The sequence below is a fragment of the Streptomyces sp. NPDC030245 genome (genome assembly GCF_055572995.1).
In genome coordinates this window covers 90,136-104,493 of sequence record NZ_JBVICF010000011.1, presented here as the reverse complement: position 1 = coordinate 104,493, position 14,358 = coordinate 90,136, and the positions used below count along the sequence as shown (strand labels likewise).

General features: G+C 69.6%; 25 protein-coding genes. 9 read left to right on the top strand and 16 right to left on the bottom strand.

Annotation, left to right across the window (positions count from 1 at the left end; all coding sequences use genetic code 11):
• The first annotated feature begins 31 nt into the window (after window positions 1-31).
• Window positions 32-349 (top strand): hypothetical protein, encoded by a 318-nt coding sequence (locus tag ACZ4Z4_RS27755; protein ID WP_468332924.1) that lies wholly within the window; start codon window positions 32-34, stop codon window positions 347-349.
• Here the strand turns inward: ACZ4Z4_RS27755 and ACZ4Z4_RS27750 are convergent.
• Genes ACZ4Z4_RS27750 through ACZ4Z4_RS27730 form a run of 5 tightly spaced genes read right to left on the bottom strand, consistent with a single transcriptional unit; the run spans window position 346 to window position 5,026 of the window.
• Complete coding sequence (locus ACZ4Z4_RS27750) at window positions 346-1,485, bottom strand: phage minor capsid protein (RefSeq protein ID WP_468332921.1); 1,140 nt, start codon at window positions 1,483-1,485, stop codon at window positions 346-348. The genes ACZ4Z4_RS27755 and ACZ4Z4_RS27750 overlap by 4 nt on opposite strands.
• A complete protein-coding gene (locus ACZ4Z4_RS27745) occupies window positions 1,445-3,016 on the bottom strand; it encodes a phage portal protein (protein ID WP_468332918.1) in 1,572 nt (523 codons plus the stop codon). The genes ACZ4Z4_RS27750 and ACZ4Z4_RS27745 overlap by 41 nt, the downstream gene beginning before the upstream one ends.
• The gene (locus ACZ4Z4_RS27740) at window positions 3,000-3,230 is read right to left on the bottom strand and encodes a hypothetical protein (protein WP_468332915.1); all 231 of its coding nucleotides are present in this window, start codon (window positions 3,228-3,230) and stop codon (window positions 3,000-3,002) included. Before ACZ4Z4_RS27740 ends, ACZ4Z4_RS27745 begins: the two co-directional genes overlap by 17 nt.
• Window positions 3,230-4,525 carry a PBSX family phage terminase large subunit gene (locus tag ACZ4Z4_RS27735; RefSeq protein ID WP_468332912.1) on the bottom strand — a complete coding sequence of 432 codons (1,296 nt, stop codon included), beginning with the start codon at window positions 4,523-4,525 and terminating at the stop codon, window positions 3,230-3,232. Before ACZ4Z4_RS27735 ends, ACZ4Z4_RS27740 begins: the two co-directional genes overlap by 1 nt.
• Before the next feature lie 9 nt (window positions 4,526-4,534).
• Entirely contained in the window at window positions 4,535-5,026 is a 492-nt protein-coding gene (locus ACZ4Z4_RS27730) for a helix-turn-helix domain-containing protein (RefSeq protein ID WP_468332909.1), read from the bottom strand.
• Between the two features lie 64 nt (window positions 5,027-5,090).
• On the opposite strand from ACZ4Z4_RS27730, the gene ACZ4Z4_RS27725 reads away from it, so the two are divergent.
• The 3 genes from ACZ4Z4_RS27725 (at window position 5,091) to ACZ4Z4_RS27715 (ending at window position 7,222) form a co-directional block, all read left to right on the top strand.
• Window positions 5,091-5,681 carry a PH domain-containing protein gene (locus ACZ4Z4_RS27725; protein WP_468332906.1) on the top strand — a complete coding sequence of 197 codons (591 nt, stop codon included), beginning with the start codon at window positions 5,091-5,093 and terminating at the stop codon, window positions 5,679-5,681.
• Between the two features lie 265 nt (window positions 5,682-5,946).
• Entirely contained in the window at window positions 5,947-6,690 is a 744-nt protein-coding gene (locus tag ACZ4Z4_RS27720) for a hypothetical protein (protein ID WP_468332903.1), read from the top strand.
• A 61-nt stretch (window positions 6,691-6,751) separates the two neighbouring features.
• On the top strand, window positions 6,752-7,222 hold the full coding sequence (locus tag ACZ4Z4_RS27715) for a hypothetical protein (RefSeq protein ID WP_468332900.1): 471 nt from the start codon (window positions 6,752-6,754) through the stop codon (window positions 7,220-7,222).
• A gap of 142 nt (window positions 7,223-7,364) precedes the next feature.
• On the opposite strand, the gene ACZ4Z4_RS27710 is transcribed toward ACZ4Z4_RS27715, so the two are convergent.
• The 10 genes from ACZ4Z4_RS27710 to ACZ4Z4_RS27665 all read right to left on the bottom strand — a co-directional run bounded on the left by ACZ4Z4_RS27710 (window position 7,365) and on the right by ACZ4Z4_RS27665 (window position 11,477).
• Complete coding sequence (locus ACZ4Z4_RS27710) at window positions 7,365-7,538, bottom strand: hypothetical protein (protein ID WP_468332897.1); 174 nt, start codon at window positions 7,536-7,538, stop codon at window positions 7,365-7,367.
• Between the two features lie 87 nt (window positions 7,539-7,625).
• Entirely contained in the window at window positions 7,626-7,883 is a 258-nt protein-coding gene (locus tag ACZ4Z4_RS27705) for a hypothetical protein (protein ID WP_468332894.1), read from the bottom strand.
• Between the two features lie 2 nt (window positions 7,884-7,885).
• Complete coding sequence (locus ACZ4Z4_RS27700) at window positions 7,886-8,101, bottom strand: hypothetical protein (protein WP_468332892.1); 216 nt, start codon at window positions 8,099-8,101, stop codon at window positions 7,886-7,888.
• Window positions 8,102-8,177: 76 nt separating this feature from the next.
• On the bottom strand, window positions 8,178-8,783 hold the full coding sequence (locus ACZ4Z4_RS27695) for a hypothetical protein (RefSeq protein WP_468332889.1): 606 nt from the start codon (window positions 8,781-8,783) through the stop codon (window positions 8,178-8,180).
• Window positions 8,780-9,292: a hypothetical protein gene (locus tag ACZ4Z4_RS27690; protein WP_468332886.1), complete on the bottom strand. Its 513-nt coding sequence runs from the start codon at window positions 9,290-9,292 to the stop codon at window positions 8,780-8,782. Before ACZ4Z4_RS27690 ends, ACZ4Z4_RS27695 begins: the two co-directional genes overlap by 4 nt.
• Window positions 9,289-9,831 carry a hypothetical protein gene (locus tag ACZ4Z4_RS27685; protein ID WP_468332884.1) on the bottom strand — a complete coding sequence of 181 codons (543 nt, stop codon included), beginning with the start codon at window positions 9,829-9,831 and terminating at the stop codon, window positions 9,289-9,291. Before ACZ4Z4_RS27685 ends, ACZ4Z4_RS27690 begins: the two co-directional genes overlap by 4 nt.
• Window positions 9,828-10,025, bottom strand: a complete 198-nt coding sequence (locus tag ACZ4Z4_RS27680; protein WP_468332881.1) for a hypothetical protein — start codon at window positions 10,023-10,025, stop codon at window positions 9,828-9,830. The genes ACZ4Z4_RS27685 and ACZ4Z4_RS27680 overlap by 4 nt, the downstream gene beginning before the upstream one ends.
• The gene (locus tag ACZ4Z4_RS27675; protein ID WP_468332878.1) at window positions 10,025-10,864 is read right to left on the bottom strand and encodes a protein transporter Sec31; all 840 of its coding nucleotides are present in this window, start codon (window positions 10,862-10,864) and stop codon (window positions 10,025-10,027) included. The genes ACZ4Z4_RS27680 and ACZ4Z4_RS27675 overlap by 1 nt, the downstream gene beginning before the upstream one ends.
• Window positions 10,865-11,022: 158 nt before the next feature.
• Entirely contained in the window at window positions 11,023-11,178 is a 156-nt protein-coding gene (locus tag ACZ4Z4_RS27670; protein WP_468332875.1) for a hypothetical protein, read from the bottom strand.
• Window positions 11,178-11,477 carry a hypothetical protein gene (locus tag ACZ4Z4_RS27665; protein WP_468332872.1) on the bottom strand — a complete coding sequence of 100 codons (300 nt, stop codon included), beginning with the start codon at window positions 11,475-11,477 and terminating at the stop codon, window positions 11,178-11,180. The genes ACZ4Z4_RS27670 and ACZ4Z4_RS27665 overlap by 1 nt, the downstream gene beginning before the upstream one ends.
• Before the next feature lie 169 nt (window positions 11,478-11,646).
• Between ACZ4Z4_RS27665 and ACZ4Z4_RS27660 the strand changes: the two genes are divergently transcribed.
• Window positions 11,647-11,940: a hypothetical protein gene (locus ACZ4Z4_RS27660; protein WP_468332869.1), complete on the top strand. Its 294-nt coding sequence runs from the start codon at window positions 11,647-11,649 to the stop codon at window positions 11,938-11,940.
• Window positions 11,941-11,951: 11 nt separating this feature from the next.
• Complete coding sequence (locus tag ACZ4Z4_RS27655; RefSeq protein ID WP_468332866.1) at window positions 11,952-12,425, top strand: hypothetical protein; 474 nt, start codon at window positions 11,952-11,954, stop codon at window positions 12,423-12,425.
• Between the two features lie 202 nt (window positions 12,426-12,627).
• Here the strand turns inward: ACZ4Z4_RS27655 and ACZ4Z4_RS27650 are convergent, their stop codons facing one another.
• On the bottom strand, window positions 12,628-12,807 hold the full coding sequence (locus ACZ4Z4_RS27650) for a hypothetical protein (protein ID WP_468332863.1): 180 nt from the start codon (window positions 12,805-12,807) through the stop codon (window positions 12,628-12,630).
• Window positions 12,808-13,215: 408 nt separating this feature from the next.
• Between ACZ4Z4_RS27650 and ACZ4Z4_RS27645 the strand changes: the two genes are divergently transcribed.
• The 3 genes from ACZ4Z4_RS27645 to ACZ4Z4_RS27635 all read left to right on the top strand — a co-directional run bounded on the left by ACZ4Z4_RS27645 (window position 13,216) and on the right by ACZ4Z4_RS27635 (window position 14,270).
• The gene (locus tag ACZ4Z4_RS27645) at window positions 13,216-13,557 is read left to right on the top strand and encodes a DUF6233 domain-containing protein (RefSeq protein ID WP_468332860.1); all 342 of its coding nucleotides are present in this window, start codon (window positions 13,216-13,218) and stop codon (window positions 13,555-13,557) included.
• Window positions 13,558-13,739: 182 nt separating this feature from the next.
• On the top strand, window positions 13,740-13,955 hold the full coding sequence (locus ACZ4Z4_RS27640) for a hypothetical protein (protein WP_468332857.1): 216 nt from the start codon (window positions 13,740-13,742) through the stop codon (window positions 13,953-13,955).
• Between the two features lie 87 nt (window positions 13,956-14,042).
• Window positions 14,043-14,270, top strand: coding sequence for a hypothetical protein (locus ACZ4Z4_RS27635; protein ID WP_468332855.1), 228 nt, complete (start codon window positions 14,043-14,045; stop codon window positions 14,268-14,270).
• Window positions 14,271-14,358: the final 88 nt, after the last annotated feature.

Genomic DNA, 14,358 nt, shown 5'->3' with positions numbered 1-14,358 from the left:
GGGGCGGGCGAAGGGCGGCCACAATGGGCACATGCCTGAGATCTCGTTCAGCCTCAACCGGTACGACGGCCCCGCCGCAGTTGACGGCGTCCAGTTCTCCAAGGTCCATCTCTCCGAGAGCGCCGAGTCGGGGGACCGCACCGTCATCAAGAGCTGGGAGGGGACGGCTGGCGTTGCCAAGAGCGATGCGCCTGCGGTCACTCCGGAGTGGTTGGAGCGCCCCGGAACGGTTGAGGTGCTCCTCCCCTGCGGTGGGGCTGGATCTGCCCACATCGTGGGAGCGACGCTCATCGATGACCGCTCTTGGGAGGTCGAGTTGGTCGGCGTGGGACCGTCGCCTATGGCCTAGCGGGCAGAACCGACCTGCTCGCGCGCGGGCTTCCTACGCAGGTGCTCGTGCGCGGCTACGTGCTCGCGCTGCGCGGCCTGCCACTGCCGCACCTTGGCGTTCGCCTTCCGCCGGGCGTCCTCGTCCATGGCCGCAGCCGAGACCCGCTTCCACCGGCGGATGTGCCGCTCGATCTCCCGCTGCCGCTGCGTGTCCTCGTACGTCGTCCCCGGCGTCGGGTGATGCGGCGGCCGCTTCGTCACCCCGGGCAGATACGCGGCCAGACTGTGGCGGCAGTTCGGATGGAACAGCCCTGCCGCGCGGGCCTCGACGAGGGACCCGGCGACGTGCACCGCGACGGTGCGCTTCGGGGCGAACATGCGCTGCGGCTGGATCGCGTGCTCCGCGATGACCGTGTGCGGGCCCGGCTCGCCGGACAGCTCCAGCACCTCACCCTCCCACTGAGCGCACAGCGGGCACTCCAGCGGCGCGTCCGAGACGATGACTAGGCCCACGCCGACCTCCGCGAGCGCATCCGTGTGCCCCTCGATCGCGGCCCGCGCGGTCACAGACCGGACGGCCATCTCCGCGTACGACGCCATGTCCCACGAGCGGCCCGCATTGTCGACAAAGCCGGTGATGCCGCGTTGCGCGAACGCGTTCAGCGCCCGTTGCGACGCCTGCCGACGGGTGACGGTGCCCAGCAGTACCCCGCCCGACGCCCTGGCCACGATGCGCTGGAAGGCGTCCACGACCGCGCGGGTGATCCGCTGGTAGAGCGGCCGCGTGTCCGTGGCCAGTGATGCCGCCAGCCGGTCCACCGCCGGGGCGCCGGGAAGCGTCTGGCGGGCCACCAGTTCACGGCCGATGTCCAGCGCCCCCAGCTCCGCGACCGCCGCCTGCCGGCCCCGGTTGTACGCGGCAACCAGAGCCTCGCGGACCTTGCCGTCCGCGTCGGCCTGGAGCGCCTCGGCGACCTCCTCCACCGCCTTACGCAGGTTGCCGACCGCCGCCAGCTTCAGCTCCGCCCAACGCGGTGAGTCGATGCCCGCCTCCAGGGCCTTCGCCAGACGCTCCAGCAGTGCTGTCTCGGCGTCCTCGTACAGGCGCGCTACCTCACGCGCCAGGTCCTCCGCCATCGCTGGGGAAACCGGCATCCGCATCCCCTTCCGCTCCGGTGAGGACCGGGTCGGCGACTGCGCGGCCGGACTCGGCGAGAATCCCGTCGACCTCCGCGCGGCGCCGGTCCTCGTCCCAGTCGGGATGCAGCAGCGCGACGAGCGTGTCCGTGGACGCCGCCTCCGCCTGCCGCAGCAGGGCTGAGGTCTCGGCGAGCGTCTTGACGTCGTCCTGCACGCTGTCCTGGAACTCCACCTCGGGCCGCTGCACCTCGATGCTTGGTGCGCCCAGGAACATCCCGGAGTTGAGCAGCATGAGCCACGACTCGGTGACGTCCGCGATCCCTGGTGCCGCAAGTTCGCTCTTGCGTGCGCGGGTGCTCATGCTGCGTGCCGTCCGTGCCTTGATCTCCGTGGCCGTCACCGCGGGGCCGTCAGCGTCATCGCCGAACGTTCCGCCGCTGTACCCAGCATTGCGGATCGTCTTGCCCGCCAGTTCCTCAATCGTGGCCCGGTGCTCTTCGTGCCGGATCACGAACTGGTTGAGTGTGATCTCTTGCCGCTCGGTCGGTGGGATGTTCATCGCTGCGTATACCTCGCGGTCCTCCCACAGTGCGCCGGCGCCGGGTCCGTTGGACTGGAGGTACCCCGACGGGACGATGATCCGGGACCTGGCGAGACGGATGTCCCGCATCCAGGAGGTGTACGTCTCGTCGATGGCCGACAGGAACGTCTCGGCGCCCTGAAAGTCCGAGGTTCCGAGCCCGGCGGCCCCAGGAAGGTCGTCCCAGTCGGGGGCGTCCATGGTGTTCGGGACGTAGGCGACGAGGAGTCGCTTCTCCATCCCGGCCGGGAGCTGCCGCACGGGCGGGAGGTCCTTGGTGGCCGCGAAGTCGGTCAGCGCGCGAGGCTTGCCGAGGTTGTCTGTAGTGCCCTCGTACACGCCGTGCAGGACGTACCCGGGCTCGTGCCGCTCCAGGTGCCGCACGACCTTCTGCCCGTCGATCTCTAGCACCGTCCAGAACGTCACCGCGCGGAGCTTCTCGCCGTGGGCGAACTCGGGGATGGCGTTGTCCGCGCGGACACGGCCGATCCACGGCAGGGGGCTGATTTCGGTGTCCCACACGTTGCGCAGGTAGGCGCCGCCGAGGGCGGACCCCGCCGCGCCCGCCGCGATCAGCGTCCGCTTCAGCCCTTTGTTCAGGAGGCCTTCGAGAACCTCCTGAGTGCCCGCGTGCTCCACCTTCAGGGCGGGCGGCTCGGAGTACAGCAGGTCGGAGGAGGTGCGGGCGATGTCGCGGGCGAGCGGCATGTGCAGGTTGGCGCGCTTCTCGCCGAGCGGTGTGGGCTCGCCCCAGAACCAGCGGGCCATTCGGCCCACGACGCCGCCGCGGTACTGCGAGGGCCGGTTGTGGGCAGGGCCGTAGCGGGCGCTGTCGCGGTGTCGGTTGCTGTAGCGGTAGGCGAGCCGGTCCGGGTTCGCTGAGAACCAGGCTGCCCAGTCCTCCATGTCGCTGCGGATCGCCGGGTCGATGGGCGGCCAGGCGGTGCCCTCACTCGGGAGCGGCATGGTCCACCCCCTCGGCGGTGTTCTGCTGCTCGGCCTCGCGTGCTCGTGCTGCTTCGTCCATGGCGTCCGCTGTCTCACGGAGAGCGACCGCGATGTCGAACGTGGTCAGCGTGATGCGTCCGTCGGAGTCCGCGGCGAGTTCGATGGTGCCGATCTCAACCGGGGCGCCGCCGCCGACGGACAGGCACACGGGGATCGACGTTGTCGCCGCCATTACGCAGCCACCTCCAGGGATGTCCTCGGCAGCAGGTGCCGCCACTCGTGCGCTGCGCTGTGCAGCCCGTACCGCAGTGCGTCCGCCGAGTGGTCGTCGATCTTCAGCGGCTGGTCGATGCCCTTCGCGGACGCCTTCTCGTCCCACACGTACGAGGGCAGCTCCTGGAGGAGGCCCGTGCATGAGCGGTGGATGGACAGGATGTCCTCGCCGAACGCCGTGCTGACGCTGCGGATGCCGTCCTTCACGTCGTTGTTGGCCTTCGCCACACCGGGCGTCCCGTCTGCCCACAGCTGCGTCATGAAGCTCGCCGCGCTGGGGTCCACGAAAACCCACGAGGGGGCGACGCCCTTCTGCCCGCGGTGCTCGTACGTCGCCAGCCACCGCCGCACGCCCACGCTGTACTGCGCGTCGGTGAGCTGCCTGCGCGCGATCCGCGAGTCGTGCCTGTACTCGCTGGCCACGTACAGCCGCTGGTCCGCGCCGATCCCGATCAGCAGGGCGGCGAAGGGGTTCACGGTGCCGTAGTCCAGACCCACGCACATCCACCGGGAGATCTCGGGGACCAGGTCGACGACGTGCTTCGCCTCGTCGAACGCGTCGTAGATGACGCCCTCCGCGAGGCACCACTCGCCGAGGATGTATCTGCGGAAGAACAGTCCCTGATGCGACCGCCGTAGCGAGGCCACGTAGTCCGCCGGCAGCGTCGGGTTGTCGTCCAGTGTGAACGAGAAGCGGGCCAGGTCGAGGGCGTCGGGGTCCTGTGTCTCCACCAGGGTCCCGTCGCGGCGCAGGTGCAGGCGGGCTCGGTCGAGGTAGTTCTTCTTCAGCCAGTGGTTCGGGCCCTCGGGGTTGGTCGTGGCGTACCACTGTGCCCCGTGTACGGAGAGGCGGGTCTCCAGCATCTGGAAGAACGTCTCTGGGTACGTCGTCAGCTCGTCGCAGTACGCGCCCGCGAGGGTCAACCCCTTGATCTTGTCGACGGCCTTCTCGTCGTTCGCCCCGGCCACGTAGATCGTGCGCCCGAAGATCACGACCTCGCCCGCCCCCGCGCGGTAGACGCAGCGCTTCTTGCCGACCATCTGCTCGATGACGTCGATGATGTTCCGCTTGAGCGTTCTCTCCGTCTTCCCGACCATGAGCAGCGCGCCGGGCGGGCCGGTGCGGATGTACCGCAGCCACACCATGATCGAGCCGATCGTCTTACCCGAGCGGACCGCGCCCTCCCACAAGTTCCCGCGTGCGGCCGCGAGGTTGACGGCTCGGAGGGACTTCCCGGTCAGGGGCTTGAACATCACCGCCCCCTAGCCGCCGATCATTCCCCTCAGCCACTGGTCGACCGCAGCCAGACCCTCGGTGTCCTCGCGCTCGGGCGGCAGCAGCTTCAGCGACTTCTCGATGGCGAGGTTGGCGGCCGCCATCAGGTTGCGCTTGTCGGCGGCCGGCGGCTCCTCGAACTGTTTCTCGCGGTAGACGTTGTCCTTGCCGCCGAAGTTGAAGGCGATGGCGGGACGCCACATCTGCTCGGTGAGGCGCTCCGCGTCGCTCTGGAGCTCCTCGGCGAGAACGGCGCGGCGCTCGGCGAGTTGAGCGACGCGGTGCCGGGTCGCGTCCTCGGTCATCGTCACGTCGAACGCGAGGCCCTCTTCCTGGCAGATAACGGAGACGGTGCGCTGTGAGCGGCGCGTGATCCTGGCGATCTCGTTACGGCCCTTGCCTTCGCCGTGGAGGCGGATGATCTCGGCACGCTCCTCGTCGGTGACGAGGCCGCCCTTGCTGACCTTGGGTCGCGTCACGTGGTCACCTCCACGGGCCGTGTGTTGGGCGATACGCTCAGTGCCTCATCGCGGCGGGGGCGCGATGCCGCAGAGCAGCACCCCGTCGCTCGACGTGGAGGGGTGCCACATGGTGGACGTCAACGTGCGGCCGGACATCGATGCCGCAGCAGCGAAGCTCAAGAGCGCGGTGGGATCGAAGCGGGAGATCCAGCGGCTGCCCGAAGTGCTGTGGGAGGGCGAGACGGTGGAGATGCTCTCGCCCGGTCTCTACGGCAAGGGGAACGGGCTGGTCGCCATGACGAGCCAGCGGCTGATCTTCCTGAAGCACGGCGTCATGTCGCAGCAGGTTGAGGACTTCCCCTACAGCCGGATCAGCTCCGTGCAGTGGTCGGGAGGCATGCTCATGGGCACGCTCCAGGTGTTCACGTCGGGCAACAAGGCCGAGATCAAGCAGATGCCGAAGGACGCGGGGAAGGCGCTCGCGGATGCGCTGCGGGCCCGCCTGGCTGGCGCGGCGGGGGCGTCGGCGGCTGGGGTGCCGCAGGCCGCTCCGGCTCCTGCTGGTGGCGATGTTGCTTCTCGTCTGGCGACGCTGGATCAGCTCAGGGCTGCTGGGGCGATCACGGATGAGGAGTACCGGGATCGTCGGGAGAAGATCCTCGACAGCCTGTAGAGCTTGGTCATGCCAGAGCCCCCAGCCAAGGAAGGTGGCTGGGGGCTCCGTGTGGTCTGTGATTGTTTCCGGGCATGCCGGATCTGCGGCTCAGTGTGCGGCATGATCGCGGCGGATGCAACTACGGTCGGCGGCCGAGCCCTCGGCGCAGACGGAAATGCGACCGGGCCCAGCCCGGGCGCAAGGGAGCGGGCGGGCCTCCGTAAAGGGAACCTCACGATTCCCTCAAGTGTCTAGCGCGTCTACCTGCGCTTATGTTGTGATCATGGCGACCGCGGCCCCGGTGAGGGGCCGCTTCTTTCTTAGGGGGGACCTTATGAAGAGCCGCGCAACAAGAGTCATCGCGGTCACCACCGGCCTGCTGATCATGGGGGGTTCAGCAACGGCGTACGCGGATGACAGCCGAGTAGCCGCTCCGGTGGTTGCCGATGGTGCGGCTGTGGAGCCCGGGACAGTGACAGACGCGCCTGCATCAGGCACGGAGGTCGCACCAGGGGTGGATGTCGACGGCGCGCTGGACGAGGACATGCCGATCCCCGGTGAGACTGATGGGCCTGATCTGGGTGACCCCAAGGGCCCGACGAGCGAGGACTGCCCGACCGGCCGCTTCGTGCACATCACGAAGAACGTCAAGAACACCATGTCCGTCAAATACTCGACGTACGCGTCGAATGACACTGGTCGTTCCATGGATTACAAGTTCACGTCCAAGCGGTCTGGTACGACGACCCTCGGTGCCTCCCTCACTTTGAGCTCTGAGCTCAAGGTTCTGTGGCTCGGTAAGGTCAAGGCCGATGTTCAGGCGTCGGCCCAGAAAAGCTGGACCTCGGAGCTGGGCGTTGAAATCGGGGGCAAGGTGAAGCCGCACTCGACGGTCAAGGGTGAGTACGGCATCAAGAAGGAAAAGGTGTACGGCTACAGCGGGACGCGCTACACCAACTGCTCCGTTGGTCACAAGCAGTACGTGACCTTCTGGGCCCCGTACCGCGAGGGATGGACCGTTCACTAAATTCCGTCCCGCCCGTCCGGCGCAGTTGCCGCCGGACGGGCGCACCCTCTCAGGAGACCCCATGGGCCGTAGACTGGCCGCCTCCCTTGCCTTGCTCCCCCTGGCGCTCATCGCTGCCTGCTCGAACAGTGATGCGGGATCCTCTCGGCCCACCAGCAGCAAGCCTCATCCGAGCCGTACGGGGGACGCGTCGTCTGCGCCAAGCAGCGACGACAAGGTGGAGAAGAGCTTGCGACTCCCCGCACACCCCAAATACTTGGTCCCGGTGCGCAAAGGCGCGGGCGCTGAGGACCTGCCTGACTTCACGCCGTCTGAAAAGGTGTACACAGTGCACGTCAAGTGCTCTGGGGTTAGCACGATGCAGATTGTTAAGCGTGAGCGCCCCAAAGATAATCCGAGCCTCATCGATTGCAGCAGCCCGGTCACTCTCGGACGGGTCTATATCGACCCGTCTAAGCAGAAGTTGGCTGTCCAGGCGGATGGCAATGCCCGGTGGACCTTGGCGATCGTCGATGGAGAGCGGCCCTTCTGAACAGCGGAACGGGCTCCTGTGTGAGCGCGCACCTGTGCGTGTGCGCTATTCCAGGCACCAGTAGGGGTGGCTGGCTCTGACGCCGAGGCCCCGCCGCGTCGGGGGGATGCGCGGCGGGGCCCCGTCTCAGTGTGCTCCTAGATCAGCGGCCGCGCCCGAGTTCGGCCGTGGATACCCCGGCCTGCTCCCGCATGGCCGCGTCGGACTGCTGCGCGTACTCGCCGCGCTGATCCGGTGACCAGTCCGAGGGGTTGCTCGGCAGGTCGTCGACCAGTGCGTGCAGGGCCTGGGTCTCGGGGCCGTCGTCTCGTGCCATGGTGGTGCTCCTGTCTCGTGTGATCGGGGTGGGGAACCGGGTCGGGCCGCGCTCTTCTTGGCGGTTGGGAGCGGCCCGCTCCGGGGCTCAGGTGGTGGGCGTGTAGCGGATCCAGCCGCCCATGGGGTGCGGGGACTCGATGACCGCGACGCCTTCTTGGTAGGTCACCGAGCAGCCAGCGGCGAGCGCGGCGACCATGTCGAGGCGGAGGAACTGCCCCGTCATCGGGCGCGGGTTAGTCCACGTGCGCCCGTCGTCGCTGGTCTCCTTGCGGTAGTCAGCAGAGGAGTCCACGTCGGCGGCGGGGCTGCTGTAGTAGAGATCGAGCTTCTCGGCGGGGTTCACAGTCAGCCCTTGCCGGTGCCGATGGCGTTGCCGGGGGCCATGCGCACGACGCCATCGGGGTCGTCAGCGGCTACCCAGTCGTGGTGCTTCTGGCAGTAGTAGAGGCCGGCGGCTTTCGGCTCGGCGCAGAACGAGGCTCGGCTGTCCCATCCGTTGGTGGACAGCTGGTAGCCGCACGTCTGGCTGCTGCGGGCGGGTTCGGTGGGGACGGTCTTCACTGTGGGCTCCAACGGGCGGTAGACGGTGGGTAGATGGGCCGGTAGATGGTGGTAGATGAGCCGGTAGACATGCAGGTCACGCGGCGGTAGGCGCGTCGGTAGACGTCTCCTGCGGGACATCCGGGGAAGGGGCGAGATCTTCACGCCGGACGCCTCGCGTGGGCCCTCCTCCGTGCGCCTTGACCTTGGGGTGCACGGGGATGCCCTGAGCCTCCAGGCGGGCGCGCAGATCGGCGATCGTCCAGCGGGCCGTCAGCGCGGCCGTGTCGGGGGCCTGTTGGAGGTGGGCCAGGACGGTGCGCAGGTGCACCGCGGAGCCGGTGCCCATGAGGTCGAGGAGGAGGGCCCGGAGGGCTGCGCCGTCGCCCCCCGCAGAGGGCCCGGTGGGCGGCTCCTCCGCGGGGGTCTTGGGGTGGTTGCGGGAGGCCTTCCAGGCGGCGCCGAGCCACAGCGCGCCGAGGAGCCACAGCAGCCAGGGCAGGGCCCGCACGATGCGGGCGGCGAGATACACCCCCAGGCCCAGCATGAGGGCGCGGGCGATGATGCCGAGGATGGCCTTCCAGCCGGTCAGATCCTCGCGGCGGCCGCGCGCGCACCAGGCGGCCGCCCCGGCAAGAAGTCGCCTCGTCAGGAGGCTGGTCCCGATGGCGATTCGGTCGGCGGCTCGGGAGAGGCGGCTCACAGGATGCCCGTTCCCTGCACCGCGTCGACCAGGGTGGCGCCGGTCGTGTTGAGGGCTTCGGGAAGCCAGGCCAGGGCGCCGGCCACGCCTGCGGTGAGCAGCAGGACGGAGCCGACGAAGGCCCCGCCGAGGATCCTCTTCTTGTCCTGCTTCCCGGCGGCCTTGTAGGCGAGCACGACCAGGAAGACGACGCACACGGCGATGACGGCTCCGGTGGCGCCGAGGCCGACGAGCTGCCCGTTGGTGATCCCGGAGGCGGAGCTGGTGCCGGTGGTCGCGGTGCCGGTGCGTTCGCCTGCACCGTTGGCGACCGTGCCGGATCGGGAGTGGGCCCAGCCGAGGAGGCCGCCGGGGCAGGCGGCGGCGCAGGCCGCGGCGCCGAAGCCCTTGCCGAAGCTGGCGAGCTGCTTCATCTCGCGGTTGCCGGTCCACCACGGGTGCAGGTTGGCAATCAGGACGAGGAGGGCGGCGAGGAGGCCACCGAGGGTGAGGGTGGTGGTGCCGGTCATCGGGAGACTCCGGTGAGCAGGAGGAAGGGGTCCCACCAGTCCATGACGCCGAGTCCGCCGACGACGGCGGTGACGAGCAGGACGCGGGGCAGGAAGCGGCCGGTGCGGTCGAGGAGCAGCGCCACGCCGAGCCCGACTCCGGCGAGGACGTAGGCGGCGCCGATGGACTCGGTGGTGCGGGCATCGTGCAGGGCTGCGCCCCATCCGGTCGCGAGGCTGTAGCCGTCGAACGCTGGCAGCAGGGCGACGCCTGCCGCGGCGAGGGACTGCCAGGGGCGCAGCCAGTTCCACAGCCATTGCCAGCGCGACGGCTCGGGCTCCACCGGTACGGGCGCGTAGGTGACGCGCAGCTCGATCGTGCCGGGCGCCGGGGGCGGAGGCCACCACGGAGGCGGTGGTGTGGGCGGGGGTGGCGGTGCAGGAGGTGGCGGCGGGGTGCGCCAGGGCGGTGCCTCGCCGGGCTGGGGCGGCCGCTCGGGCAGCGGCGTGCCGGCGGGGATGATCCGGGTCGGGGTGATGGGCGGCGGTGAGTCGGTCATGAGAGGGCCTCGGCGAGCTGGTGGAGGGAGGCGACGAGGAGGCAGAAGGCGGCGAAGCCGACTGCGGCGGCGCGGACGAAGGCGACGAGCCATGACGGCTCGCGGCCGTTGAGGGTGGCGATGCCGATGCCTGCGGCGAGGCCGACGGTGGCGAGGCAGATGAGGGCGAGGAGCAGCCCGCCGGCGGCGGTCATCAGGCCCCCACTCGCAGGGCACGGAGGTACCGGTCGACGGTCTCAGGTGAGGGCATCTTGCCGGTGGCCTTGCCGACGTAGCGGGCGACGGCATCCCGGTCCTGGATTCCGCTGTCCCACGCGATCCGGACTGCGTCCTTGGTGGTCAGAGTGCCGGGGTTGATCGGCAGGACGTTGTCGTCCGGATCGCCCGCGTCCTCGTCCGGACCGTCCGGATTCACGGATCCGGAATCCGCGGCCAGGGCGGCCCGCTCGGCCGCCGCCAGGTGCTGCATGCGCTGCACTCGACGGCGCGCGGGGATCACGGCCATGGTGGCGCCGGCCTCGGCCAGCTCCTGCCGCAGGAACTCGCGGGTGCGGGGGTCGAGGGCGGGGGTCTGGTGTGCGAGGACGACGGTCCACAGCCCCTTGGCGAGTCCGGAGACGACGGCGCCGACCATGCCGATGACGAGCTGGTCGGCGATGTATCCGTGTGCGGCGACGGCGGCCATGGCAACGCCGAGCGCGGCGTGCCCGGCGCGGCGGGGCAGGCGGGCCTGGTCGGCGTCGTATCGGGCGAGCCACTCGATGGCCATGCAGGCGATCCAGACCAGGTCGAAGACGACGGCGCCGCCGTACGCGGCGGGTTCGATGACGACGTGGGCGAGGAGGTCGCCGATACTGGCGGTGGACCAGACGACGGAGGCCGTGAGGACGAGGGCGGCGGTGCCGGTGACGCCGTTGAGGACGAGGTGGTCCCAGTCGCGCGGGGGCGCCGGAGTGTCGACCTCGACGGGGATCATGCGGGTCTTTCCGTCGAGGGTGTGAGGGACGTACTGCGTGGTGGGGCGGGTCTTCACGGTGCTCCTCCGGGAGCGGGAAGAGGGCCGGGCCCCGGGGCGGGGGCAGGGCGCGGAGCCCGGCGGTATCTGGGCGGGTCAGGCAACGCCTTGGTAGATCGCGAACAGCAGGGCTGCGAACGCCACGGCGACGCTCATCGCGTAGAGGAAGCGCTCCATCAGCGGCCGGCCTCGTGGACTCGGGCGCGGGCGAGCGCGAGTTGCGCAACCGCCTCGGCCTTCGTCAGGGGGTCCTGGCCGTGCTCGTAGTCCGCGGCGGCCTGCCGGTGCAGCTCGGCGACGCGCTCGGCCTCGGTGGGCTCGGGGTCGGCCATCACAGCTCCTCGGCGGCGGTGCGCAGCTGGTCGGCGTACTGGCCGCAGCTGACCGGGGTGAGGGGCGGGAGCGCGGACCGGGCGCGGGCGGCGGCGGCGTCGCGGACCGGTGCGGGGAGCGTGCCGCAGATGGCGTCGGTGGCGGTGGTCAGTCGCCAGTCGAGCTCGTGCATGCCGAGGGTGTCGGTGCTCTCGCCGAGGAGGTGGGCGGTGACGGTGAGGATCTGTGCGGCGTAGCTCGGTTCGGTGAGGACGCTGGTGGGGGCTGTGGTGCGGTCGATCGTCTGGGTACGCTCCATGGCGGACCTGCTCCTTCTCGGATTGTGGGTGGGTCCGCCCCCGGCCCATATGGCGTTGCAGCGCCGGGCCGGGGGCTTTGTGCATCAGTGACTGCGGAGCCACTTCCAGCACTGTAGGGGAACCCCCTACACTTGCGCCAGTGGCCCGCCCAGAGAGAAGGGGCCGGGTGTGACCGAGGAGGCGCAACGGGTGTTCGACGCCATCGAAGCTCTCAAGGAGATCGCCGACCCAACTGAGAGAGCGCGCGCCCTCGGTGAGGTATTGAAGGCGATGCCATCGCAGAACAAGGCGCTGAAGGAGGCCCGGCAGGCGGCCGTGAGCGAGCTGCTTGACCGGCCGGGCGCTTCACTCCGCACGGTGGGTGCCGAGCTCAACATCAGCTTCAGCACGGTGCAGGACATCATGAAGGGCTACTCGGGCTCGGGCACGAAGCGACCGAAGAAGGGCGACGCGGAGGCGTAGGGGGAGCATCGATGTGGTCCACTCTGGTCGCGGTGCTCGGCACGCTCGCCGGCGCCGCCCTGGCCGGCCTCACCGCGCACTGGACGGACCGCCGCGCCCGCGCTGCCGACCACCGTCAACGAGTCCTCGACGCGACCGCGCAGCTGCTCGCCGCCTCCCTGGCGTACCGGGAGATCTACTGGCTCCAGATCGCCGACCTGCGCGAGGGTGTGGCCCCCACCAGGGATGGGCGGGCCGACCTGTTCAGGGCTCGCTCGGCCGTCACCGCGGCCTTCGACCGCCTCGCGCTGATCACCACCGACCGCGAGCTAACCGATACCGCGGTCGAGGCCGCATGGTCGGCCATCGAGCTGAGCGACATCCCCCTCGGTGACGTGCACGCGGAGCGCTTCAGCGACGACGTGGAGGCCGCTCTTGCCGCTGGCCGGGAGCGGAGTCGGGACGCGCACACCGCACTGCGCGACGCCGCCCGGGCTCTTAGCTGATCTATGTGCCTGTCTCGCTGCCGGGCTGTCTTGTCGACCGGCCCGCATGGCACACCTGATGCTGGAACCCGTCGTCAAGGATTTCGCCGAGCCGTACGCCGACCGGCTTGGATATCGCGAGGAGTGGCGGCCGCAGACCACGCGCGGCTGAGCCCCCCGCCGTTTCTGTGGAGCAGGGGGCTCTGGCGGTCGGCGCGTCTTTTCAGACAGCCCGGCCGAGTCGGATGCAGCGAAGCGCCACTACCGCGACGGCGATGCTGATGACCTTGGGTACCTGTTGCTCCAGGTAGAGCAGGTAGAAGAGGGTCGCTGCCACGGCGAGATCGGACGCGTGGGGGCGTGTCCATTGGACGCTGATGCCTCGCCAGCTCTGTGCTTCCATAGGTGGGGTCCTTTCCCTTTCGACCGCTGAGATCGGGGCTTGGACGTCATCGGAGGCCGCCCTGCATGGCGGCCTCCGTCGTCTTGGCAGTGAACAGTAGGGGGCCGACGTGAGCCTTGATGTCGCTAGGGGGCTCTCCTCGGCCAAGCGCTCAACATGGGTCCAGGGAAGCGAAGTTCCTCCGCTCCAACTTTTCTATAGGCGGGGTTAAAGGCGCTGACCTGCGGTTTTACGGCCGTAATCCACGCGGATTGCGATGGAACGATTTCTTCCGTTTGCAGGTCGGCTGATTCTCGCCCTTCCGTCCAAACCAGTTGGCCGTGAACGGCTCGGAGCTCATCATTTGGGTGGCGTAGGGCTCATGGCCGGACGCACAGTTGCGCGTAGACGCTCGCTAGACTCGAACATGTGAACGATCCGGCTCCGCTTACCCGCCTCGACCTGCTGCGCTTCCTAGAGCGCGTGCAGGAGCGGGACCTCGCGCGCACACGAAAGTGGATCGCGGACGAAGAACGGCGACAGGCCGAGCAGCGCCGGGGCGAGCAGGCCCGGCCGCCGACGCCGGACTGGGTCGTCGAGCTCGGCATCGGACAGGGCGCGCCACCGATCGAGGTCCACCGGGGAGACTGCTACGCCGCGGGGAAGCGCCGGCGCCCGATCGTGCGCGACGAGGCGCGACGGGCGCTGGCGGAGGGGCTCCGCGCGTGCACGCACTGCCGACCAGACACTGAGCTCGGCCTCTTGGAATGAGCGATGCCCGATCTGTCGGCATCCCCTCACCCTGGGGGTTCCCTCCCCAGCGGCGCGGATACGGTGGCTCTGGGCGTTGGTCTGGAGGGCCACCGCACGGGCCCTCGGGGGTGGTGCCCCGAGGGCCGCGGCGCCTTCACCGCCGAGTCGCCGCATCATGGCGAGGACGGCACCCTGAGGGCATGCCCTCTGCTACGCCCGTGATCGTGTACCCACCCGACTCGTCGGGCGGCCGGCGCGTCCGCGCGGACGGGACGATCCTCGGCCTCGCCTACTCCGTGCGCGACATCGTGGCCCTCCTCCAGCAGGCAGGCCTCCAGGGCTGGGACGAGATGGACGTCGTACGGTCCACGCTGATCGAGTGGCGGGGCGGTGGACCGGACGAATGGGAGCGCTGACCTTGCCGCCCCAGTTATCCACAGGCACACACGTTCCCTGTGCTTCACCCGTACCGTGCTGCTCCTGCGATCACGAAGGGGGGCGGCGTGACGAGGGTGGAGCTCACGCGCGCGGCCGACGAGGTGCTGACCGCGATGCCGGATGACGTGCACGAGGAGACGCTGGCGCTCATCGACTCCGTGGCCGCCGAGCGCGAGCACGGCGCCGGACCGTTGACGGCGGCCGACGCCGTGCTGCGGGGGCGGTGCTGGTTCGTCTACTCAGCTGTGGGTGGGCTGCTCGTCGTCCTCGATGCAGGCACCGTGTCGAGGTAGCGATAGACCAGCACAACCCTCTCGCCGGCAGTGCGGGAACTCAGGAGGTACTGAGCCCGTACACCCGGGTCGTGGTGCGGCATAACCG